The sequence below is a fragment of the Pseudomonas sp. PDM20 genome (assembly GCF_014852575.3).
GTDB lineage: Bacteria > Pseudomonadota > Gammaproteobacteria > Pseudomonadales > Pseudomonadaceae > Pseudomonas.
In genome coordinates this window covers 5,011,632-5,033,205 of sequence record NZ_CM181224.1, presented here as the reverse complement: position 1 = coordinate 5,033,205, position 21,574 = coordinate 5,011,632, and the positions used below count along the sequence as shown (strand labels likewise).

Below are 21,574 nucleotides of genomic sequence, written 5' to 3'. Positions count from 1 at the left end.
TGGATCACGGGCCTCAGGCCTGGCTGCGCAGCAGCGCCGAGTCGCTGTCCTCGCGGTAGGCGTCGAGGAACTCCACCAGCGCGGAGAGGGGCAGGGGCCGGCTGAACAGGTAGCCCTGGGCCAGCTCGCAATGGTTGTCGCGCAGGAACGCCAGTTGCTGCGCGTGCTCCACGCCCTCGGCGATCACCTTAAGGTGCAGCTTCTGCGCCATGGCGATGATGGCCTGGGCGATCTCGCTGTCACGCCGTGATTGCGGCACGTCGCGGATGAAGGAACGGTCCACCTTCAGCGCATCCAGCGGCAGCTGGCGCAGGTAGGACAGGGACGAATAGCCGGTGCCGAAGTCGTCGATGGACAGGCTCACGCCCAGGTCGCGCAGGCGATTGAGCAGCGGGATGGCCTGGCTGATGTTGGACATCACGGCGTTCTCGGTGACTTCCATCTCCAGGTAGCGGGCGGCGAGGCCGGTGTCGGCGAGAGTCTGCTGGACCTCATCGACCAGCCCTTCGCGGCCCAGGTTGCTGGCGCAGCAGTTCACCGCCACCCGCAGGTCCTTGTAGCCGAGGTCGTGCAGGCGGCGCAGGTCCTCGCAGGCGCGGCGCAGCACCCAGGCATCCAGCGCGCCGATCAGCCCGTTGGCGGTCGCCAGCCCGATGAAGCGATCCGGTGCCAGCAGGCCGTGGGTCGGGTGCTTCCAGCGCACCAGGGCTTCGAGCTGCTCCACTTCGCCGTGGTCGATGCGCAGGATAGGTTGGTAGTAGAGCACCAGTTCGTCGTCCCACAGTGCCTTGCGCAACTCCTCTTCCAGCTGCAGTTCCTGGGTCGCCTTGGTTTTCAGGTGCGGACTGAAAAAATGCGTGGCATTGCGGCCGTTGCCCTTGGACTGGTACAGCGCGAGGTCGGCGTGCTTGAGCAGTTCTTCAGGTTGCTCGCTGTCGTTGGGGAACAGGCTGATACCGACGCTCATGGTCATCACCAGGCTGCGCCCGGCAATGCTGATCGGTTCCTTCATGCGTTGCATCAGACGCTGGGCGAGGATGCGCGCTTCGTGATCTTCGCCAAGGTCCGCGAGGATGCAGAACTCGTCGCCACCAAAGCGCGCCAGCAGGTCGGTGCTGCGCAGCGCGCTGCGGATGCGCTCGGAGACGATGCACAGCAGTTCATCGCCAGCGGCGTGGCCGAGGGAGTCGTTGACCCGCTTGAAGTGGTCCAGGTCCAGCAGGATGACTGCCATCCCCTGGGCCTTCTGCCGGTTGCGTTGCAGGCGGGCCTCGAACTCGTCATTGAGTGCATTGCGGTTATGCAGGCCGGTGAGGCCGTCGAAGCGCGCCAGTTTCTGCAGGGAGGCGTTGGCACTGTCCAACTGGTTGAGCAGTGCGTTGACCCGGCTCAGCTCGCTCACCTTGCTTTCCAGGCTGTCCTCGATCCAGGCCGCCCAGAGCCCGGCCAGCACCACGGCCAGCGCCAGCAGGCCGACCATCAGGCCGAGCTGGATGGCGTTGTTGCGCCCCAGGTCCGCCACCGGCGCTACCCAACTGGGCAGGGTCAGGGTCAGTGCGGCCATGCCGGTGAAGTGCATGCTGGAAATGGCGCCGCCCAGCAGCAGGCTGGCGAGGGTCTGGTAGATCCACTGGCGGCCTGCCGGCTGGCGATTGAGCACCGGTGCCAGCACCAGGGCGACGAAGGCCACCAGCACGGCCATCAGCACCGAGAGGGTGACCAGCAGCGGATCGTAGTGCTGCATCGGTGGTGACTCGATGGCGGCCATGCCGGTGTAGTGCATGCCGGCGATGCTGGCGCCGATGCAGCAGGCGGCCAGCAGGTACTGCAGCGGGCTCAGCCCGGCGTGGGCGAGCAGGCGCATGGCGATCACGCAGATGGCGATGGCGATGAGCAGCGAAAGCAGCGTCAGGCCGCCGGTGAAGTGCAGCGGCACCGAAGCGTGGAAGGCCAGCATGGAAACGAAGTGCATCGACCAGATGCCGCTGCCCAGGCAGATGCCGCCGACCCACTGCCAGCGGTGTGCGTGTTGCGGAGCCCGGACCATCCTCGCTGTGATGTTCAGCGCGACGAAGCTGGCGACGCAGGCGATCAGGATGGCCAGCAGGACCAGTCCGGGGTTGTGAGAACACTCCAGCAGCACAGCATCGGGTAAGGCGTCCTGGTGCCAGTCCATGGGCGGGATGCTCCGGATGTCGGGGGAGGAGGCAGATTGATATCACTTTGCTTCAAGTCTAGGAAGCCCGGGTGACGCTGCAAGGAACTCGTTGAATTTTCGGCGCAATGCCGGGAGGCGCGCGACGTACGGTAGTACCAAGTGTCCAGCCGATCTCGGTTCCGACCGCCGACCGGAAGCTTGTAGCCAACTTGACACTTTTTTGACTAACTGCCCGCTAGAGTTGCGCCGCCGGCCGGCAGGGTCGGCCATCCCATTTCCTATCCGACTCTCGATGTAAGGAGTGCGCTCGATGTCCGAGGGCAAGCGCCGCCTCTTCCCCCAGGTCAGTTCCGCGCGGCTGGTCCTGGTGTTCTCGCTGGCACTGGTGCTGTTCTACAACTTCGCCACCTGGCGGGCGCTGAACAGCCTGGTGCCCATGGAGGGCCTGTGGGGCGTGGCGTTCTTCGCCTCGTTCGGCTTCTTCCTGTGGGCGGCCTTCACCCTGCTGCTGACCCTGGTGTCGTTCCGCCCGCTGCTCAAGCCGGCATTGACCCTGGTGGCGCTGGTGTCCGCGGCCGCGGCGTACTTCATGAACTCCTACGGTGTCGTGATCGATACCGTGATGGTGCAGAACGTCGTCGAGACCAATCCCGGCGAAGCCGCCGCGTTGTTCAGTGCACGCATGTTCGGCTACCTGCTGGTGCTCGGCGTGCTCCCGGCAGCGATCATCTGGCTGACACCGGTGCGCTACAGCCCGTTCTTCCGTGGCCTGCTGAACAAGGTGCTGGTGATCTTCGGCTGCCTGGTGATGGTCGCCGTCTGCGTGGGGGCGTTCTATTCCACCTACGCCCCGGTGTTCCGCCAGGAAGAGAAGCTGACCCACTTCATCAACCCGACCAACTACATCTACGCGGTGAGCAAGTTCACCAAGCAGCGCCTGGGCATCAAGGAAAACCTGGTGGTGCAGCCCATCGGCGAGGACGCAGTGATGCCGCGCAAGGTGAGTGCCGATGGCCGCAAGTCGCTGATGATCTTCGTGGTTGGCGAAACCGCCCGCGCGGACCACTTCTCCCTCAACGGCTACGCCCGCGACACCAATCCGGAACTGAAGAAACTCGACATCCTCAACTTCACCAACGTCAGCTCCTGCGGCACTTCCACCGCGGTGTCGGTGCCCTGCATGTTCTCCAGGTTCCCCCGCGAGGACTACAGCGACAAGAAGGGCAAGACCAACCAGGGGCTGCTGGACATCCTCCAGCGCGTCGGCGTGTCGGTGCTCTGGCTGGACAACAACAGCGACTGCAAGGGCACCTGCCTGCGCGTGCCCAATCGCGATATTCCGAAGGATCAGCCGGGCCCGTTCTGCGACGGCAAGAACTGCCTGGACGAAGCCCTGCTGCAGAACCTGCAGGCCTACATCGATGGCCTGAAGGACAACGCCATCATTGTCCTGCACGCCGACGGCAGCCACGGCCCGGAATACTACGAGCGCTATCCCAAGTCGCTGGAGCGCTTCACCCCGGTGTGCCGCACCAACCAGCTGGGCAGTTGCAGCAGCGAGGAACTGGTGAACGTCTACGACAACACCATCCTCTACACCGATTTCTTCCTGTCCAGGGTGGTCGAGTTGCTCAAGCAGAACCAGGAGCGCTTCGACACCTCGATGGTCTATGTCTCGGACCACGGTGAGTCGCTGGGCGAGAATGGCGTCTACCTGCATGCCGCGCCCTATGCTATCGCCCCGAAGGCGCAGACCCACGTGCCCATGGTGATGTGGTTCGGCAGCGGTGCACTGGGCGGCATGGGCGTGGATCGCGGTTGCCTGGAGAAGAAGGCCGACGGCGCCGAGCTGAGCCACGACAACCTGTTCCACTCGGTGCTCGGTCTTTACGGCGTGCACACCAGCCTGTACCAGCCGGACCTGGATATCTTCCACTCCTGCAGGCGCGACATGACTGCCGCGCAATGACTTGAGGGCCGGCCTGAACGGCGGCCATGAAAAAGGCCCTGCGGCGAGAGCCGCAGGGCCTTTTGTCTTTGCGCGGGCTGTTACTTCTCGCGAACCAGCAGCACCGGGCGGTTGCTGACGCGCAGCAGGCCTTCGGCCACGCTGCCCAGCATCAGCCGGCGCACGCCACGGCGGCCATGGGTGCCCATGACGATGATGTCGGCCTTGGAAGCTTCGGCCTCGACCTCGATGCGCTCGGCGATCTCTTCGCTGGCGCGTTCCTGGCAGACCCGCTCGAAGCTGGTTTTCACCGGGAACTCGGCGACCTTGTCCTTCGCCTTGGCGAGGATGTCATCGGCAGCCTTCAGCGCGGCTTCGCGCAGCGGCTCCGGGTTGTAGTACACGGCGTAGTCGGGCAGATGGCGCAGCGGGCTGTCGACGATGGTGATGACCCGCAGCTCGCCGCCGCTCAGCTGGGCCAGCTTGGCCGCTTCGACCAGGGCACGGTCGGAAACCGGGCTGCCGTCCACCGCTACCAGAATGCGCTCGTACATGATGTGTTCCCTCAATGAGTGGCTTGGTAAGGAAACTCTATCCCCCCATGGGCGAGATTCCCTTGCGCAGCGTCAATGGTAGTCGGTGTGTCCGATCGTGCCGGGAATAGAGCGGCGTAACGGGGTGTTTCGAAGTCGGCCGGTGCTCCGGCCAGGCATGAAAAAAGCCGCCACCGGTTGCCCGGTGGCGGCTTCTTCATGACGCGATGGCGGGGATCAGCCGGCGACCAGTACGCGGATCGCTTCCAGGCGCAGGGAGGCCTTTTCCAGCAGCGCCAGGCTGTCGTCGCGCTGCTTGCGCAGGGCGTCCAGCTCGCTGTCGCGCACGCTGGGGTTGACGGCCTTGAGCGCGGTCAGGCGCGCCAGTTCCTCGTCCAGGGTCGCGGTCAGTTGCTGGCGGGCGGCTTCGACGCGCTCGGCATGGCGCGGGGTGATCTTGGTCTCGGCCTGGGCGAACTGCTTGGCCAGTACATCACGCTGCGCCTGCACGAACTTGTTGGCGCTGGCGCGCGGCACGCTTTCCAGCTGGTCGTTCAGGGTCTCGAAGGACACACGCGAGGACAGGTCGTTGCCGTTGGCGTCCATCAGGCAGCGCAGCGCCACCGGCGGCAGGAAGCGGCCCAGCTGCAGCTTGCGCGGCGCCACGGCTTCGCTGACGAACAGGAGCTCCAGCAGCACGGTGCCGGGCTTGAGCGCCTTGTTCTTGATCAGCGCCACCGAGGTGTTGCCCAGCGAGCCGGACAGCACCAGGTCCATGCCGCCCTGCACCATGGGGTGTTCCCAGGTGAGGAACTGCATGTCTTCGCGGGCCAGGGCCTGGGCGCGGTCGTAGGTGACGGTCACGCCTTCGTCGTCGCCCAGCGGGAAGCTGGCGTCGAGCATCTTCTCGCTCGGGCGCAGGATCAGCGCGTTCTCGGAGTGATCCTCGCTGTCGATACCGTAGGTGTCGAACAGGCGTTCCATGTAGATCGGCAGGGCGAACTGGTCGTCCTGCTCCTCGATCTCTTCCACCAGCGCCTCGCCCTCGCCGGCGCCACCGGAGTTCAGCTCCAGCAGGCGGTCGCGGCCGTTGTGCATCTCGGCTTCCAGCGCTTCGCGGGCGGCGGTGCCTTCGGCCAGCAGGGCCTCGAAGGCGTCGTCGTCGCCGCCGTCCAGCAGTTCCACCAGGCGCGGGCCGAAGCGATGCTGCAGGGCGTTGCCGGTGGGGCAGGTGTTGAGGAAGGCGTTGAGCGCCTGGTGGTACCACTGGAACAGGCGTTCCTGCGGGCTGTTCTCCAGGTGCGGCACGTGGATCTGGATGGTGTGCTTCTGGCCGATCCGGTCGAGGCGGCCGATGCGCTGCTCCAGCTGGTCCGGGTGGGCCGGCAGGTCGAACAGCACCAGGTGATGGGCGAACTGGAAGTTGCGGCCTTCGCTGCCGATTTCCGAACAGATCAGCACCTGCGCGCCGAATTCTTCATCGGCGAAGTAGGCGGCGGAGCGGTCGCGCTCGAGGATGCTCATGCCCTCGTGGAACGCGCTGGCCGGGATGCCGGACTTCACGCGCAGCGCGTCGCCCAGGTCCAGGGCGGTCTCGGCGTGGGCGCAGATCACCAGCACCTTGTACTGCTTGAGCATCTTCAGGGTGTCGATCAGCCAGTCGACGCGCGGGTCGAAGCGCCACCAGCGGGCGTTCTCGTCGCCGTCCTCGGCCTGGGCCTGGAAGCTGACTTCCGGGTAGAGGTCCGGGTGCTCGCCCAGCGGCAGTTCCATGTACTCGATCGGGTTGGTCAGCACATAGGGATGCAGCTGGCGCTCCGGGAAGCCCTGCACGGCGGCGCGGGTGTTGCGGAACAGCACGCGGCCGGTGCCGTGGCGGTCGAGCAGTTCGCGTACCAGGCGGGCGCGGGCATCTTCATTGCCGGCCTCGACGCTGGCCAGCAGCTCGTCGCCCGCGCTGCCGAGGAAGCCATGGATAGCCTGGCGAGCGGTGGGGGAGAGGCTGCCCTGGTCCACCAGTTCCTGCACCGCTTCGGCGACCGGGCGGTACTGGGTGCTTTCGGTGCGGAAGGCCTCCAGATCGTGGAAGCGGTCCGGGTCGAGCAGGCGCAGACGGGCGAAGTGGCTGTCCAGGCCGAGCTGTTCCGGGGTCGCGGTGAGCAGCAGCACGCCGGGGATGACCTGAGAGAGTTGCTCAACCAGCTGGTATTCGGCGCTGGCCTGTTCCGGGTGCCACACGAGGTGGTGGGCTTCGTCGACCACCAGCAGGTCCCACTCGGCGGCGAACAGCGCGTCCTGGGCCTTCTCGTCCTCGCGCAGCCACTCCAGTGCCACCAGGGCCAGCTGGGTGTCTTCGAAGGGGTTGCTGGCATCGCTCTCGACGAAACGCTCGCGGTCGAACAGGGCGACTTCCAGGTTGAAGCGCCGGCGCATTTCCACCAGCCACTGGTGCTGCAGGTTTTCCGGCACCAGGATCAGTACGCGACTGGCGCGGCCGGAGAGCAGCTGGCGATGGATCACCAGGCCCGCTTCGATGGTCTTGCCCAGGCCCACTTCGTCGGCCAGCAGGACGCGCGGCGCCATGCGGTCGGCGACTTCGCGGGCGATGTGCAGCTGGTGCGCGATGGGTTGCGCGCGTGCGCCGCCCAGGCCCCAGAGCGAGGACTGCAGCAGGCGGGTGCGGTGTTCCAGGGTGTGGTAGCGCAGGCCGAACCAGGACATCGGGTCGATCTGCCCGGCGAACAGGCGGTCGCTGGCCAGGCGGAACTGGATGAAGTTCGACAGCTGGGTTTCCGGGACGGTGTGCTGCTCGTTCTGCGCGGTGATGCCGTGGTAGATCAGCAGGCCGTCGATCTCGTCCACTTCGCGGACGGTCATCTTCCAGCCTTCGAAATGGGTGATCTGATCGCCCGGGGCGAAGCGCACACGGGTCAGCGGCGCATTGCGCTCGGCGTACTGGCGGGTATCACCGGTGGCGGGATAGAGCACCGTGAGCATGCGGCCGTCCAGCGCCAGGATGGTCCCCAGGCCGAGTTCCGCTTCACTGTCGCTGATCCAGCGTTGACCGGGTTGATACTGCGCCATGGACACCTCCCAAAAAAAGCCGGCTATGGTACCGGAACGCGCAGCGTTCAGCGATGGCCGTCGGCACCTCCGGTCGCCCGAATCATCGGCAAGAGCAGTTGGAGGCACGCACTCATCGCGAATCGTGGAAAGTGTAGCGAGGCGCACTCAAGTCTGTAGTGCTCCGGCCGATAGCCTGACCAGAGGACTTGTCAGCGCACTTCTCCACAGGGCTTGCCCCCAGGAACACTCGATGCTGCCGCCCATTCCCCATAGTCTGGCACCCGTCACTGCCCAGCAGGACGTGCCCAAGCCGCGACCGGATGTCGCCCCGGTGACTCCGCCTGCCCCCAGCGCGGGCAATGCCGGCGTGGAACTGGAGCGTCGCCCTGACGAACAGGCGCTGCGCGAGGAATACCAGCGCCGGCGCAAGCGTCGCCAGCTCGCCGATGGCACGCCCGAGGGCGAGGCGCTGGAGGAACTGGAGGAAGTCGAGGAACTGGGCGAAGACGTACAGGCCGCCCAGCGCAAGGGACTGTGGATCGATGTCGAGGTCTGACCCGGCGGCGGAGTAGACTGGCCCATCGCTGAGTACCCGAGCTTTCCATGCTGTTCGACGACGCCCCGATCCTTCTCCCCGATGCCGAACTGCGCCTGGTCCCCGACTGGTGCCCGCCGTCGCGCGCGGCCCAGTGGCTGGAGCAATTGCTCGAACAGACGCCCTGGGAACAGACCGTCGTGCACCTGCACGGGCGCGATTACCCGGTGCCGCGCCTGGTCAACTGGTACGGCGATTCCGAGGCTTTCTATACCTATTCCGGCCAGACCCACGCGCCGCTGCCCTGGACACCGCTGCTGGCGGAAATCCGCTCGGCGGTGGAACAGGCCGCCGGCCAGCGTTTCAACGGCGTGCTGCTCAACTACTACCGCGACGGCCAGGACTCCATGGGCTGGCACAGCGACGACGAGCCGGAACTGGGGCGCAACCCGGTGGTGGCCTCGCTGAACCTTGGCGGTACGCGGCGCTTCGATCTGCGGCGCAAGGGGCGAAACACAATCGAACACTCCATCGAGTTGTCCGGCGGATCGCTGCTGGTCATGTCCGGCGCGACACAGCATTATTGGCAACATCAGGTTGCCAAGACGCGCCGTCCGGTTGCTCCGCGCCTGAATCTGACTTTCCGCCTGGTGCATGCCCTGCCATGAGCAACGACGACAAGCTGATCGACTTCACCGCCGAGCGCGACAAGCGCATCCACGACGTGCACGAAAAGCGTCTGCAGGACGTGCGCAAGGCCTTCGAGCAGGCGCTGCCGCTGGGCAAGCCGCGCAAGAAGGGCAAGAGCAAGCCGAAGAAACGCTGATTTACCCCCTCCCAGGGCCGCAAGGCCCCGCTCTGCGCGGCTTCCCGCCGCACCCGACACCCTCCGGAACTTGACCTGCGTCAGTGCTCCGGCCCTCCCCGCAAAGCGCCCTGTCGACCATTGATCCAGGTCAATTGGTCCCGCCCGGCCGCCGGTAATCTGCACACATCCCCAGACGATGTAGGCAACAGGAGGCCAGCATCATGTTCATCGACGAAGTGGTTCTCGCAGGCGTCCTTACCGTTGGCCTCATGGTTCTGTTCTTCGGTGGGGTCGGAATTTTCATCTGGAAGGACAGCCACAAGAAGGGCTGATCCTTACGGATACACAGAGCACGCAAGGCACTTCGGGCGACTTAGGTCGCCCGTTTTTTTTGCCTCGACGAAAGTCGGGATGACATATTGTTAGCTTGCTAATAATATTATCGACAACGATCCCGTCATCCCCGTTGCCGACTATCTTTAAGCGATAGATCCGGACCCTTTCGAGAGACCGCGTGCGACCTACGCTACAGGCATTCCTCGCGCCGGATACGCTGGCGCTGAAATTCGCGATCAAGACCCTCCTGGCCGGCGGCCTGGCGCTCTGGTGCGCCTTCCGTTTCGACCTGGAGCAGCCGCAGTGGGCGCTGATGACGGTGTTCATCGTGTCCCAGCCGTTGTCGGGCATGGTCGTGGCCAAGGGCATCTTCCGCCTGATCGGGACCCTGATCGGCACGGTCATGTCGGTGGTGATGCTCGCGCTGTTCGCCCAGACGCCCTGGCTGTTCCTGCTGGCCATTTCGCTCTGGCTCGGCCTCTGTACCGCTGCCTCCACCTCCCTGCGCAACCACGTTTCCTACGCCTTCGTACTATCGGGCTACACCGTGGCGATCATCGGCCTGCCTGCAATCAGCCACCCGCTGGACGTCTTCGACCAGGCCGTGGCGCGCAGTACGGAAATCTGCCTGGGGATTCTCTGCGCCTCGGCAGTCAGTGCCATCCTCTGGCCGCGACGCGTCGAGGCCAACCTGGACAAGCAGGCCTACGCTACCTGGCTCACCGGCATGCAGGCCGCGCGCAGCGAGATCGATGCCGACGCGAGGCAGATCAAGGGCCTGTTGCAGGCGCTGGGCAAGATCGTCGAAGTCGATGTGCAGCGTGACCACGCCTGGTTCGAGGGTTACCGCGGGCGGATGCGTTCGCGTGCGCTGCGGATTCTTTCCCGCGACCTGCTCAGCCTGCTGCGCACTGCGCGTGGAGTGGCCCGCCAGCGCAGCGTGCTGGATGCCGAGGACCGCGCGCGCCTGCAACCCTGGTTCGAGGAACTGCGCGCCACCCTGGAGGACCCGCAGGTCGACGCCATGCGCTCGCTGCAGGAGCGGTTGCAGGATGCCGGCCTGGACGAAAGCTACTCCAACGACCTGCGCTACTGCCTGACCCGTTGCGCGCTGCTGCTGCTCAAGGCGCTGAATTCGGAGAAGACCATGCGCGCGGTGGCAGACGGGCGGGTGGACGATGTCGCCACCGGCACCTTGTCCTGGCACCGCGACTGGCTCATGGCGCTGTTCTATGGCCTGCGCAGCGCGCTGGCGCTGCTGGGCATGTCGGCCTTCTGGATGGCCACCGCCTGGCCGGCGGCTACCGGCGGCATGCTGCTGGCGGCGGTGATCTGCAGCCTGTTCGCCAACCGCGACAACGCCGTCACCATCGGCCTGGGCTTCCTGCGCGGCATCCTCTACGCGATTCCGGCGGCCGCCATCGTCAGCCAATGGCTGCTGCCACAGTGGAACGGCTTTCCGCTGCTCTGCCTGGCGCTGGGCGTGCCGCTGTTCTTTGCGCTGCTGGGCATGGCCACGCCGGCGCTGGCGGGTACGGCGACGTCCTTTTCGATCCACTTCATCACCCTGGTGGCGCCGAGCAACGTGATGAAGTACGACCTGGCCAACCTGCTCAATTCGGCGCAGGGCATCGTCATCGGCGTGGGTTTCGCCGTACTGGTGTTCCGTCTGCTCACCCTGCCGGCGGACTGGCTCAACCGGCGGTTGATCCAGGCCACCTGCGAAGACCTCGGGCGCCTGACCCGGCGGCCGCTGGCCGAAGCCGAGAGCTGGTTCGGTGGGCGCATGGCGGACCGCCTGATCCGCCTGGCGCGGCACTACACCCTGTTGCCGAAGGAGGAGCAGCGGCGCTGGCAGGATGGTCTGCTGGCGCTCGATCTGGGCAATGAACTGATCCACCTGCGCTCCTGCCTCAGCGGCGCCCAGGGGCAGTTGCGCAAGCGCCGTGACCAGTTCCTCGGCGCGCTGGGCAGCGTACTCGAGAAAGGGCCCGGAGACGGGCGTGAGCAGCGCCTGGAGAGCCTCTGCCCGCCGCTGGAGGAAGCCCTTGCGCATGACCTGCAGGGCGACAACGAACCCAACCGCCTGGCCCGTGCCGCGCTGGCGCAATTGCGCCATACCTGGCGCCAGTGGTGCCGTCTGGAGGACGCCGATGGGACTGCATGAGTTCGGCTGGGGCGGGGTGTTCCTCAGCCCGCTGTTCATCTATGCGGTGCTTGCGCTGGGCCTGACGGTCGTATTGCGCCTGCTGCTGCAGGCCACCCCCTTCGGGCGCTGGATCTGGCACGAGGCGCTGTTCGACTGCGCGTTGTTCGTGCTGATTCTCTGCGCCATCACCTGGGCGCTCAGCGCAGCGCCTTGAGAGGAGAAGCTGTATGCGCGGATACCTTCGCGTAATCGTCACCATCGTCCTGGTCATTGCCGCCGTCCTGGCCGGCACCTGGCTGTGGCGTTACTACATGCTGTCGCCGTGGACCCGCGATGCGCGCGTGCGTGCCGACGTCGTGGTGATTGCACCGGACGTCTCCGGCTGGGTCACCGACCTCGCCGTGCAGGACAACCAGCAGGTCAAGGCCGGCGACCTGATCATGCGCATCGACCACGAGCGCTACGCGGCGAACCTCGAGCAGGCCAAGGCCCTGGCCGAGACCCGGCACCAGCAGTACCTGCTGCGCGTGAGCGAGGCTTCGCGGCGCAGCAAGCTGGGCATCGCGGCGATCAGCGCGGAGGACAAGGAGACCGCGCAGATCAACGCTTCCATCGCCAAGAGCGAGTACGACGAGGCACAGGCCCAGGTGCGCCTGGCGCAACTGAACCTGACCCGCAGCGAGATGCGCGCCCCGCGCGACGGGCAGATCACCAACCTGCGGCTGGCCCAGGGCAACTATGTGCAGGCCGGCCAGGCAATGATGGCGCTGGTGGACCAGAAGTCCTTCTATGTCACCGCCTACTTCGAGGAAACCAAGCTGCCCGGCATTCGCATCGGCCAGCCGGCGCGGGTGGTGCTGATGAGTGGCGACATCGCCATCGACGGCACCGTGGAAAGCATCAGCAGCGGCATTACCGACCGCAACGCGATTCCCGACAGCCAGTTGCTGGCCAACGTCGAACCGACCTTCAACTGGGTGCGCCTGGCCCAGCGCATCCCGGTGCGTATCCACCTCGACAAGGTGCCCGAGGGCGTACACCTGAGCGCCGGCATGACCGCCAGCGTCACCGTAAAACCGTGAGCGGGGCGCTTGCCCGCTCGCGCTGGAGCCAGCAGGACAAGGCCGCGCAGAAGATCGACGCAGTGACCAGCGAGACGCCCACCCAGGGCGTCCAGGCGATGCCGGCCAGGCTGATCACCGCACCGCCCAGCGCCGCGCCGAGGGCCACGCCCAGGTGCATCGCCGAAGTGTTCAGTGCCACCCCGGCACTGCCGCTGGCCGGGTCGCTGGCCAGCAGGTAGCTCTGCACCGCCGGCGAGATCATCCAGCTGATGGTGCTCCAGACCATCAGTGCGCTAAGCAGCAGCCACGGGCGGCCGAGGCTCAGCGGGATCGCCAGCATCGCCAGGCCGAACAGCACCGGTACCAGCAGCAGCGCGCGGCGATGGCCGAGGCGATCGCTCAGCCAACCGCCCAGATAGCCGCCACCGATGGCCGCCAGGCCGATCAGCAGCAGCGTGAGCGCGATGCCCTGGCTGTCGGTGATCCCGGCAACCTGCTGGAACCACGGGGTGATGTAGGCGAACAGGGTGAAGTGCCCGCCCAGCAGCAGGATCGATACCAGTTGTGCCAGGTTCAGCGCCGGATTGCGCAACTGGCGCCGGTAGGCCGCGCCATTGGCCGGGCTACCCAGTGTGCGGCGGGGCAGGGCGATCCGCAGCAGCGCGGCCAGCGGCAGCGAGTAGAAGGCGATGGCGGCGAAGATCCAGCGCCAGCCGAACCAGTCATTGACCAGCACGCCGGCCGGCACGCCGAACACCAGCGAACCGCTGATGCCCATGAAGATCAGGCCGATGGCGCGCCCGCGCTGGGCCGGCGGCGCCAGCTCCACCGCCAGCAGGCTGGCCTGCATGATCAGCAGCCCGCAGCAGGCGGCCATGCCGATGCGCATCAGCAGCAGCGAAACATAGCCGGGACTCAGCGCAGCGCCCGCGTTGAACGCGGCGAATACCAGCAGGGTGATGACCAGCAGCCGACGGCAGTCGGCGCCACGGGTGAGCCAGCCGAGCAACGGCGCGGCGATGGCGAAGCTCAGGGAGAACAGGCTGGTGAGCTGCCCGGCGAGGCTGAGGGAGACGTGCAGGTCGGCGGCGAGCGAGGGCAGGATGCCGGTGAGGATGGCCTCGGCGAGGCCCGCGGCGAAGGTGCAGAGGGACAGCAACAGCAGTCGAAGGTCCATGGCGGCTCCGATTCCCGGTGAGGGGTTTCGGGCACGAAGCCTTCGGTTATCCCAAGTGGATGTGGTGTGACGGGGGCAGGGTAGTCGAGCAGGAAACTGTATACAAGTTTCCGGGGCCGGATGGCCGGCCCCGGAACGCGCCTCAGCCGATGGTGATCGGCGGCAGGGCGGGCAGTTCGATGTTGAGCTTCTCGGTCGGCGCCATGACTTCGGCCTCGCCTTTGACCACCGCCTTGCCGTCCTGGTTGACCACGGTAGTGCTGATGCGCACGCGGTTCTTCGGCAGCTTTTCCAGCACTTCAAGTTCTACTGTCAGTTCGTCGCCGAGCTTCACCGGGCGGGTGAAGCTCAGGTTCTGGCCGAGGTAGATGGTGCCCGGGCCGGGCAGGGTGGTGGCGATCGCCGCGCTGATCAGTGCCCCGGTGAGCATGCCGTGGGCGATGCGCTCCTTGAACTGGGTGGTGGCGGCGTACTCGGCGTCCAGGTGTACCGGGTTGCGGTCGCCGGAGACCTCGGCGAACAGCTGGATGTCACGCTCGGTGACGCTGCGCTGGAAGTTGGCCTTCTGGCCGACTTCGAGTTCTTCGTAAGGGACGTTCTGTACGGAAGTCATAGGGGCTCCTCGGTTCTCTCGACCTGCGGGACGGGGCAGTGCGCCGCCAGCCAGTCGATCAGGTTGCGGGTGACCTCGTCGCGGTTGCTCTCGTTGAACAACTCGTGGCGAGCGTCGGGATAAATCTTCAGTTGGACGTCACGAACCCCGGCCCGGGTCATCGCCTGGGCGAGATCGTTCAGGCGCTTGCCCTGGCTCACGGGGTCGCACTCGCCGCCGATCACCATCACCGGCAGGTCGCTGCGGATGCGCGACAGGTGCTCGACGGGCGTTATATCCGCCAGACCGCCGAGCAGGTCCACCCATAGCTGGTTGCTGCAGCGGAAGCCGCAGAGCGGATCGGCGACGTATTTGTCGACTTCAACGGGGTCGCGGCTGAGCCAGTCAAAGGCCGTGCGGTTGGGTTTGAAGGCCTTGTTGAACGAGCCGAAGGACAGGAAGTCGATCAGCGCGCTGCGCCCCAGCGGGCCCTGGCGCCAGCGCTCGAAGCGGGCGATCACGCGGGCGCTGTTGTACAGCGCCACTGGCTGGTAGTTGGAGCCGGACAGCACCGCCGCCTTCACGCTGGCGCTGTGCTGCATCAGATAGGCGCTGCCGATGTAGCTGCCCATGCTGTGGCCGAGCAGGATGATCGGCAGGTCCGGGTGTTCCTCGCGCACATGCTGGTTCAGCGTGTGCAAGTCGCCGATCACCTTGCCCCAGCCGCCGCGGTCGGCGTAGTGGCCCAATTCGCCGTTCTCGGCGGTGCGGCCATGGCCGCGCTGGTCGATGGCGTAGAGGTGGTAGCCGGCTGCGTTCAGCGCAAGCCCCAGGCGCTCGTAGCGGCCGGCGTGCTCGGCCATGCCGTGGGACAGCATCAGGGCGCCGCGGGACGGGCCTTCCGGCGCCCAGTGGCGGGTGTAGAGCGGGGTCTCGTCGCTGGCGGCAAGCCAGTAGGCGGCGTAGGGCATGGGGTCCATCCTGTTTCTTGTTCGTCGATTCTTATTGGAATGGGGCCATGGAGCGGGCCAGACGGGGCGATTCTGCCACGCCGGGACATCTTCTGTATGGATTGCCGACAGCACCCGGCTATTGTCGTGTAAGTCCCGTCCTAGGCGGCCGTCGGCTCTATCCCGCGCCATGCCGGGATGGTGGCGCAAGATTCACGCAGTCTATGACGCCGCCTGGAGTCTTTGCGATGACCAAAGGAACTGCTAGCTTCCGTCGAATGACCGCAATGACGGTTCGGTTTCGCTCAGGTATGAGGACAAGAATAAATGCAACCTGATTTCTGGAACGACAAACGCCCGGCCGGCGTGCCCAGCGACATTGACCTGACCGCCTACAAATCGGTGGTGGAAGTCTTCGAGCGCTCCTGCAAGAAATTCGCCGACCGTCCGGCCTTCAGCAACATGGGCGTGACCCTGACCTACGCCGAGCTGGACCGCCTGTCCGCCGCCTTCGGCGCCTACCTGCAGAAGCACACCGACCTCAAGCCCGGCGACCGCATCGCCGTGCAGATGCCGAACATCCTGCAATACCCCATCGCCGTGTTCGGCGCCCTGCGCGCCGGCCTCATCGTGGTCAACACCAACCCGCTCTACACCGCCCGCGAAATGCGCCACCAGTTCAAGGATTCCGGCGCCCGTGCGCTGGTCTACGTGAACCTGTTCGGCAAGCTGGTGCAGGAAGTGCTGCCCGATACCGGCATCGAATACCTGATCGAGGCGCAGATGGGCGACCTGCAGCCCGCGCTCAAGGGCCTGCTGGTCAACACCGTGGTCAAGCACGTGAAGAAGATGGTGCCGGAGTACAACCTGCCCCAGGCCGTCTCCTTCAAGGCCGCCCTGCGCCAGGGCCGCGGCCATGGCCTGCAGCCGGTCAAGGTCGGCCTGGAAGACATCGCGGTGCTGCAGTACACCGGCGGCACCACCGGCGTGGCCAAGGGCGCCATGCTCACCCACGGCAACCTGGTGGCGAACATGCAGCAGGTGCACGCCTGCCTGCAGCAGCACGGCCCGGACGGCAAGCCGCTGATGCAGGTCGGCAACGAGGTGATGATCGCGCCGCTGCCGCTGTACCACATCTATGCCTTCACCGCGAACTGCATGTGCATGATGGTCAACGGCAACCACAACGTGCTGATCAGCAACCCGCGCGACATTCCCGGCTTCATCAAGGAGCTGAAGAAGTGGCGCTTCTCCGCGCTGCTGGGCCTGAACACCCTGTTCGTCGCGCTGATGGATCGCCCGGAGTTCAAGGAACTGGACTTCTCCAACCTGAAGGTCACCAACTCCGGCGGCACCGCGCTGGTCACCGCCACCGCCGAGCGCTGGAAAGCCACTACCGGTTGCACCGTGGTGGAAGGCTACGGCCTCACCGAAACTTCCCCGGTGGTCAGCACCAACCCCTACGGTGATGCCGCGCGCCTGGGCACCGTCGGCCTGCCGGTGCCGGGCACCGCGCTGAAAGTCATCGACGACGACGGCAACGACGTCGGTCTGGGCGAGCGCGGCGAGCTGTGCGTGAAGGGCCCGCAGGTCATGAAAGGCTACTGGCAGCGCCCGGACGCCACCGCCGAGGTGCTGGACGCCGAAGGCTGGCTGCGCACCGGCGACATCGCGGTGATCGATCCGGACGGTTTCACCCGCATCGTCGACCGCAAGAAGGACCTGATCATCGTCTCCGGCTTCAACGTCTATCCCAACGAGATCGAGGACGTGGTCATGGCCCACCCGAAAGTCGCCAACTGCGCGGCCGTCGGCGTGCCGGACGAGAAGTCCGGCGAGGCGGTGAAGCTGTTCGTGGTGGCCCGCGAGGGCGGTGTGACCGTCGAGGAGCTCAAGGCCTACTGCAAGGAAAACTTCACCGGCTACAAGGTGCCCAAGCACATCGTGCTCAAGGACGCCCTGCCGATGACCCCGGTGGGCAAGATCCTGCGCCGCGAGCTGCGCGAAACCGCCTGAAGCGAGCGTGAATGAAAAAGGGGGCTGATCCTGAATCAGCCCCCTTTTTTATTGCCGGTTGTCAGCCTGGGCTGGTCAACCGCCGCAGCCGCCACAGCAACCTTCCTTCTTGCGGAGGATCTCGTAGAGGTCGTCCTTGAGCTGCAGCTTCTGCTTCTTCAGCGCCTCGATGGTGTCGTGGGAGGCAGGGGTGATGCCGGCTTCCATGTTCTTGATCTCCTGGTCGAGATCGTTGTGGCTATGGAAGAGCTTGGCGAAATGCGGGTCTTCGGCTTTCAGGCGGGTAATCTTTTCGCGGTATTCGGGAAACATGAGGGTTCTCCAGGAGAGTGCACCAGCACTTTGCGAGATCCCGACCCGGAGAGTGTTGAGGCAGATCATTGAAGACGCCGCGTGGAGCTGTGCGAAATCGCCTGATCGAACTCCGACGATATACCCTGTCGCGGCAACTGGTCCGAGGAGCACTTTCCGTTCTTTTTTCCGGTTTCATTTCTCTGAAATCCACTTTGTCGGACAATCCAACAAGGCTGCGAGCCTTCTGGCACGGGCTTTTCCGACGAGTGGAACGTTGGTGACCGGAAAGCCTGTCTCTGGTCATTTTTCTTACTGGCAAGGCTGTGTTTGGTGCTGGTCGCTGTTTCTCAAAGCTGCTAATCTCGGCCCGCTTTTCGCTCCCCGAGCAGGGGAAAGCGACATAAACACAACAAAGAACCGCGAACGCGGTAAAGATGAGCTGTTGCTTAGGAGTGGGCTTCCATGACCGACAATTTCTGGAAGGACAAATACCCAGTGGGGATCGCTGCCGAGATCAACGCTGACCAGTACCCGAACATCCTCGCGGTACTCAAAGAATCCTGCCAACGTTTTGCAGACAAGCCTGCCTTCAGCAACCTGGGCAAGACCCTGACCTACGGTGAGATGTACAAGCTCTCCGGGGACTTCGCCGCCTACCTGCAACAGAACACCGATCTCAAGCCCGGCGACCGCATCGCCGTGCAGCTGCCCAACGTGCTCCAGTACCCGGTCGTGGTCTTCGGCGCCATGCGCGCCGGCCTGGTCGTGGTCAACACCAACCCGCTGTACACCGCGCGGGAAATGGAGCACCAGTTCAACGACTCCGGCGCCAAGGCGCTGGTGTGCCTGGCGAACATGGCGCACCTGGCCGAGGAAGTGCTGCCCAAGACCGGCATCCGCAACGTCATCGTCACCGAAGTGGGTGACATGCTGCCGCCGCTCAAGCGCTTCATCGTCAATTTCGTGGTCAGGAACATCAAGAAGATGGTTCCGGCCTACAACATCCCCAATGCGCAGAAACTCACCGATGTCCTGGCCAAGGGCCGTGGCAAGGCGGTGAAGGAAGTCTCGCCGCACAACGACGACGTCGCCGTGCTGCAGTACACCGGTGGCACCACCGGCGTGGCCAAGGGCGCGATGCTGACCCACCGCAACCTGGTCGCCAACATGCTGCAGTGCAAGGCACTGATGGGCGCCAACCTCAACGAAGGTTGCGAGATCCTCATCACCCCGCTGCCGCTGTACCACATCTACGCCTTCACCTTCCATTGCATGGCGATGATGCTCACCGGCAACCACAACATCCTGGTGACCAACCCGCGCGACCTGGCCAGCATGGTCAAGGAACTCTCGCAGTGGAAGTTCACCGGCTTCGTCGGCCTGAACACCCTGTTCGTCGGCCTGTGCAACAACGAAGGCTTCCGCAAGCTGGACTTCTCCGCACTGAAGCTGACCCTCTCCGGCGGCATGGCCCTGCAACAGGCCGCTGCCGAGCGCTGGAAGGACGTTACCGGCTGCGCCATCTGTGAAGGTTACGGCATGACCGAAACCAGCCCGGTGGTGTCGGTGAACCCGTTCCAGAACATCCAGATCGGCACCATCGGCATCCCGGTTCCGTCGACCCTGTGCAAGGTCATCAGCGATGACGGCCAGGACCTGCCGCTGGGCGAGCGTGGCGAGCTGTGCGTCAAGGGCCCGCAGGTGATGAAGGGCTACTGGCAGCGCCAGGAGGCCACCGACGAGATCCTCGACAAGGACGGCTGGCTGCGTACCGGCGATATCGCGATCATCCAGGAAGACGGCTACATGCGTATCGTCGACCGCAAGAAGGACATGATCCTGGTGTCGGGCTTCAACGTGTACCCCAACGAGCTGGAAGACGTGCTCGCCACCCTGCCGGGCGTGCTGCAGTGCGCCGCCATCGGCATCCCGGACGAGAAGTCCGGCGAGGCGATCAAGGTCTTCGTGGTGTCCAAGCCGGGCGTCACCCTGACCAAGGAGCAAGTCATGCAGCACATGCACGACAACCTCACCGGTTACAAGCGTCCCAAGTCCGTGGAGTTCCGCGACAGCCTGCCGACCACCAACGTCGGCAAGATCCTGCGCCGCGAATTGCGCGACGAAGAGCTCAAGAAGATCAGGGCTTAAGCCGATATACAAGAAACCCGCCGCAAGGCGGGTTTTTTGATGGGGCAAGGAAGCCATGTCCCTTATCTGCCTGAGGTGAACGCCTTGAACACTGCCCTCCGTTTGCGCGCCAAGGTCCTGCTCCTGGCCATCGTGCCGATCCTCCTCCTGACCCTGCTGTTGTGCGCCATTTCCACTGTTGCCCTGAAGCAGCTGGCGAGCCAGCAGGAAGCGCAGATCCGCGAGAACCTCACCCAGGACCGCGAAGCCCAGTTGAAGAACTTCGTCGACGTGGCGCTGGCCGCCGTCGGCCCGGTCTACCAGGCCGCCACTCAGGGTGATGCCCAGGCGCGCGAACAGGGCATCGCGATCCTCAAGCGCCTCGAGTACGGCAAGGGCGGCTACTTCTGGGGCTACGACACCCGCTCCGTGCGCGTCTTCCAGGGCACCAGCGACGAGCGTCTGGGCGAGGACTTCAGCACCTATCGCGATCCCAATGGCGTCTACGCCATCCGCGAGCTGGTGGCGGCGGGTCAGAGTGGCCAGCATTACGTGCGCTACAGCTTCACGCTGCCGGGCGGCAACGCCATCGTGCCGAAGATCGGCTATGCCCACTTCCTGCCCAAGTGGAATTTGGTGTTCGGCACCTCGCTGAACCTCGACGACGTCGAGCGTGAAGTGAAGGAGGCCGGCGCCGCCTTCGACGCCAAGATCGACAACCTGCTGCTGCTCATGGGCGGCGCGGCGCTGGCGCTGCTGGTGGTGATCGGCGTGCTCGCCGGGCTGTTCAGCCGCACCATCGTCCAGCCTATCGTGCAGGTGCGCAACAACCTCGACGACATGGCCGCCGGAGACGGCAACCTGACTCACCGCCTGAACCTCGGTCGCCATGACGAGCTGGGCGAGCTGGCCGGCTCGTTCAACCGTTTCGTCGAGAAGATCCATGTACTGGTCCAGCAGGTCGCCGGTACCACACAGCAGTTGTCCGGGCTGGTGGGCGACGTGGCCCAGCAGGCGCAGCGCTCCGAACGCGCGATGGATGGCCAGCGCCACGAGACCGACCAGGTCGCCACCGCCATCAACGAGATGACCGCCGCCGCCCAGGAAGTGGCGCGCAGCGCGCAGCAGGCGGCCGACGCGGCACAGCAGACCGACCGTGAAGGCCAGGCGGCCAAGCGAGAAGTGGACCTGTGCGTCGCGCAGATCAACGACCTGGCGGGCGAGGTGCGCAGCAGCAGCGACTCCCTCGACACCCTGCGCCAGGACGTTCAGGGCATTGTCGGCGTGCTGGAAGTGATCCGCTCCATTGCCGAGCAGACCAACCTGCTGGCACTCAACGCCGCCATCGAAGCGGCCCGTGCCGGCGAGGCCGGACGTGGTTTCGCCGTGGTCGCCGACGAAGTCCGCGCCCTGGCCAGCCGCACCCAGCAGAGCACCGGGGAAATCCAGCAGATGATCGACCGCCTGCGCGGCACCACGGAAGGCTCGGTGAGTGCCATGCAGCGCGCCAGCGACATGGCCGAGCGCACCCGTGGCCAGGCCAACCAGGCCGGCCAGTCGCTGGACGCCATCGCCCAGCTGATCGGCACCATCAACTCGATGAACGCGCAGATCGCCAGCGCCGCCGAGGAGCAGACTGCGGTGGCCGAGGAGATCAACCGCAGCGTGCACCAGATCGCCGGCGGCGTGGACAGCGTGGCGGACGACGCCGCCAAGGGCGCGCGTACCGCGACCGAGCTGAACGGCCTCGGCGAGCGCCTGCGCCAACTGGTAGGCCAGTTCCGCATCTGATCCGGCGGGGCGCAATGCCCCGTCAATCCG

At 65.4% G+C, this 21,574-nt stretch carries 18 protein-coding genes; 11 read left to right on the top strand and 7 right to left on the bottom strand.

Going from position 1 to position 21,574, the window contains the following annotated elements; translation table 11 throughout:
* Nucleotides 1–13 precede the first annotated feature (13 nt).
* The gene (locus tag IB261_RS23140) at nucleotides 14–2,176 is read right to left on the bottom strand and encodes a putative bifunctional diguanylate cyclase/phosphodiesterase (RefSeq protein ID WP_192381059.1); all 2,163 of its coding nucleotides are present in this window, start codon (nucleotides 2,174–2,176) and stop codon (nucleotides 14–16) included.
* Nucleotides 2,177–2,468: 292 nt separating this feature from the next.
* On the opposite strand from IB261_RS23140, the gene IB261_RS23135 reads away from it, so the two are divergent.
* Nucleotides 2,469–4,127: a phosphoethanolamine transferase gene (locus IB261_RS23135; RefSeq protein WP_192381060.1), complete on the top strand. Its 1,659-nt coding sequence runs from the start codon at nucleotides 2,469–2,471 to the stop codon at nucleotides 4,125–4,127.
* A gap of 80 nt (nucleotides 4,128–4,207) precedes the next feature.
* On the opposite strand, the gene uspN is transcribed toward IB261_RS23135, so the two are convergent.
* The gene (gene uspN, locus IB261_RS23130; protein WP_081515874.1) at nucleotides 4,208–4,660 is read right to left on the bottom strand and encodes a universal stress protein UspN; all 453 of its coding nucleotides are present in this window, start codon (nucleotides 4,658–4,660) and stop codon (nucleotides 4,208–4,210) included.
* 216 nt (nucleotides 4,661–4,876) lie between these two features.
* Nucleotides 4,877–7,729, bottom strand: a complete 2,853-nt coding sequence (gene rapA, locus IB261_RS23125; protein ID WP_192381061.1) for an RNA polymerase-associated protein RapA — start codon at nucleotides 7,727–7,729, stop codon at nucleotides 4,877–4,879.
* Between the two features lie 226 nt (nucleotides 7,730–7,955).
* On the opposite strand from rapA, the gene IB261_RS23120 reads away from it, so the two are divergent.
* The 7 genes from IB261_RS23120 (at nucleotide 7,956) to IB261_RS23090 (ending at nucleotide 12,615) form a co-directional block, all read left to right on the top strand.
* Nucleotides 7,956–8,261, top strand: coding sequence for an aspartate-semialdehyde dehydrogenase (locus tag IB261_RS23120; protein ID WP_081515872.1), 306 nt, complete (start codon nucleotides 7,956–7,958; stop codon nucleotides 8,259–8,261).
* 47 nt (nucleotides 8,262–8,308) lie between these two features.
* Nucleotides 8,309–8,908 carry an alpha-ketoglutarate-dependent dioxygenase AlkB family protein gene (locus tag IB261_RS23115; protein WP_192381062.1) on the top strand — a complete coding sequence of 200 codons (600 nt, stop codon included), beginning with the start codon at nucleotides 8,309–8,311 and terminating at the stop codon, nucleotides 8,906–8,908.
* Entirely contained in the window at nucleotides 8,905–9,066 is a 162-nt protein-coding gene (locus tag IB261_RS23110) for a hypothetical protein (RefSeq protein ID WP_088419735.1), read from the top strand. The genes IB261_RS23115 and IB261_RS23110 overlap by 4 nt, the downstream gene beginning before the upstream one ends.
* Nucleotides 9,067–9,269: 203 nt before the next feature.
* Nucleotides 9,270–9,380 carry a cytochrome c oxidase subunit CcoM gene (ccoM, locus tag IB261_RS23105; protein WP_277873429.1) on the top strand — a complete coding sequence of 37 codons (111 nt, stop codon included), beginning with the start codon at nucleotides 9,270–9,272 and terminating at the stop codon, nucleotides 9,378–9,380.
* Between the two features lie 182 nt (nucleotides 9,381–9,562).
* Entirely contained in the window at nucleotides 9,563–11,551 is a 1,989-nt protein-coding gene (locus tag IB261_RS23100; protein WP_192381063.1) for an FUSC family protein, read from the top strand.
* Nucleotides 11,538–11,747, top strand: coding sequence for a DUF1656 domain-containing protein (locus IB261_RS23095; protein WP_037010214.1), 210 nt, complete (start codon nucleotides 11,538–11,540; stop codon nucleotides 11,745–11,747). The genes IB261_RS23100 and IB261_RS23095 overlap by 14 nt, the downstream gene beginning before the upstream one ends.
* A gap of 13 nt (nucleotides 11,748–11,760) precedes the next feature.
* Nucleotides 11,761–12,615 (top strand): efflux RND transporter periplasmic adaptor subunit, encoded by an 855-nt coding sequence (locus IB261_RS23090; protein ID WP_192224026.1) that lies wholly within the window; start codon nucleotides 11,761–11,763, stop codon nucleotides 12,613–12,615.
* On the opposite strand, the gene IB261_RS23085 is transcribed toward IB261_RS23090, so the two are convergent.
* From IB261_RS23085 to IB261_RS23075, 3 genes are all read right to left on the bottom strand, one after another.
* Nucleotides 12,599–13,774, bottom strand: coding sequence for an MFS transporter (locus tag IB261_RS23085; protein WP_192381064.1), 1,176 nt, complete (start codon nucleotides 13,772–13,774; stop codon nucleotides 12,599–12,601). The two genes, IB261_RS23090 and IB261_RS23085, sit on opposite strands and share 17 nt — an antisense overlap.
* Nucleotides 13,775–13,916: 142 nt before the next feature.
* Complete coding sequence (locus tag IB261_RS23080) at nucleotides 13,917–14,387, bottom strand: MaoC family dehydratase (RefSeq protein WP_192381065.1); 471 nt, start codon at nucleotides 14,385–14,387, stop codon at nucleotides 13,917–13,919.
* Nucleotides 14,384–15,337 (bottom strand): alpha/beta hydrolase, encoded by a 954-nt coding sequence (locus IB261_RS23075; RefSeq protein ID WP_192381066.1) that lies wholly within the window; start codon nucleotides 15,335–15,337, stop codon nucleotides 14,384–14,386. The genes IB261_RS23080 and IB261_RS23075 overlap by 4 nt, the downstream gene beginning before the upstream one ends.
* 306 nt (nucleotides 15,338–15,643) lie before the next feature.
* Here IB261_RS23075 and fadD2 point away from each other — a divergent pair, with 306 nt between their 5' ends.
* Nucleotides 15,644–17,332, top strand: coding sequence for a long-chain-fatty-acid--CoA ligase FadD2 (fadD2, locus tag IB261_RS23070; protein ID WP_081515859.1), 1,689 nt, complete (start codon nucleotides 15,644–15,646; stop codon nucleotides 17,330–17,332).
* A gap of 75 nt (nucleotides 17,333–17,407) precedes the next feature.
* Here fadD2 and IB261_RS23065 read toward each other — a convergent pair whose 3' ends face one another.
* Entirely contained in the window at nucleotides 17,408–17,644 is a 237-nt protein-coding gene (locus IB261_RS23065) for an HP1242/YdcH family protein (protein WP_017522197.1), read from the bottom strand.
* Between the two features lie 444 nt (nucleotides 17,645–18,088).
* On the opposite strand from IB261_RS23065, the gene fadD1 reads away from it, so the two are divergent.
* Together fadD1 and ctpM are read left to right on the top strand one after the other, a co-directional pair.
* Nucleotides 18,089–19,774 carry a long-chain-fatty-acid--CoA ligase FadD1 gene (gene fadD1 / locus IB261_RS23060; protein ID WP_192381067.1) on the top strand — a complete coding sequence of 562 codons (1,686 nt, stop codon included), beginning with the start codon at nucleotides 18,089–18,091 and terminating at the stop codon, nucleotides 19,772–19,774.
* Between the two features lie 39 nt (nucleotides 19,775–19,813).
* Complete coding sequence (gene ctpM / locus IB261_RS23055) at nucleotides 19,814–21,544, top strand: methyl-accepting chemotaxis protein CtpM (protein WP_494515519.1); 1,731 nt, start codon at nucleotides 19,814–19,816, stop codon at nucleotides 21,542–21,544.
* Nucleotides 21,545–21,574: the final 30 nt, after the last annotated feature.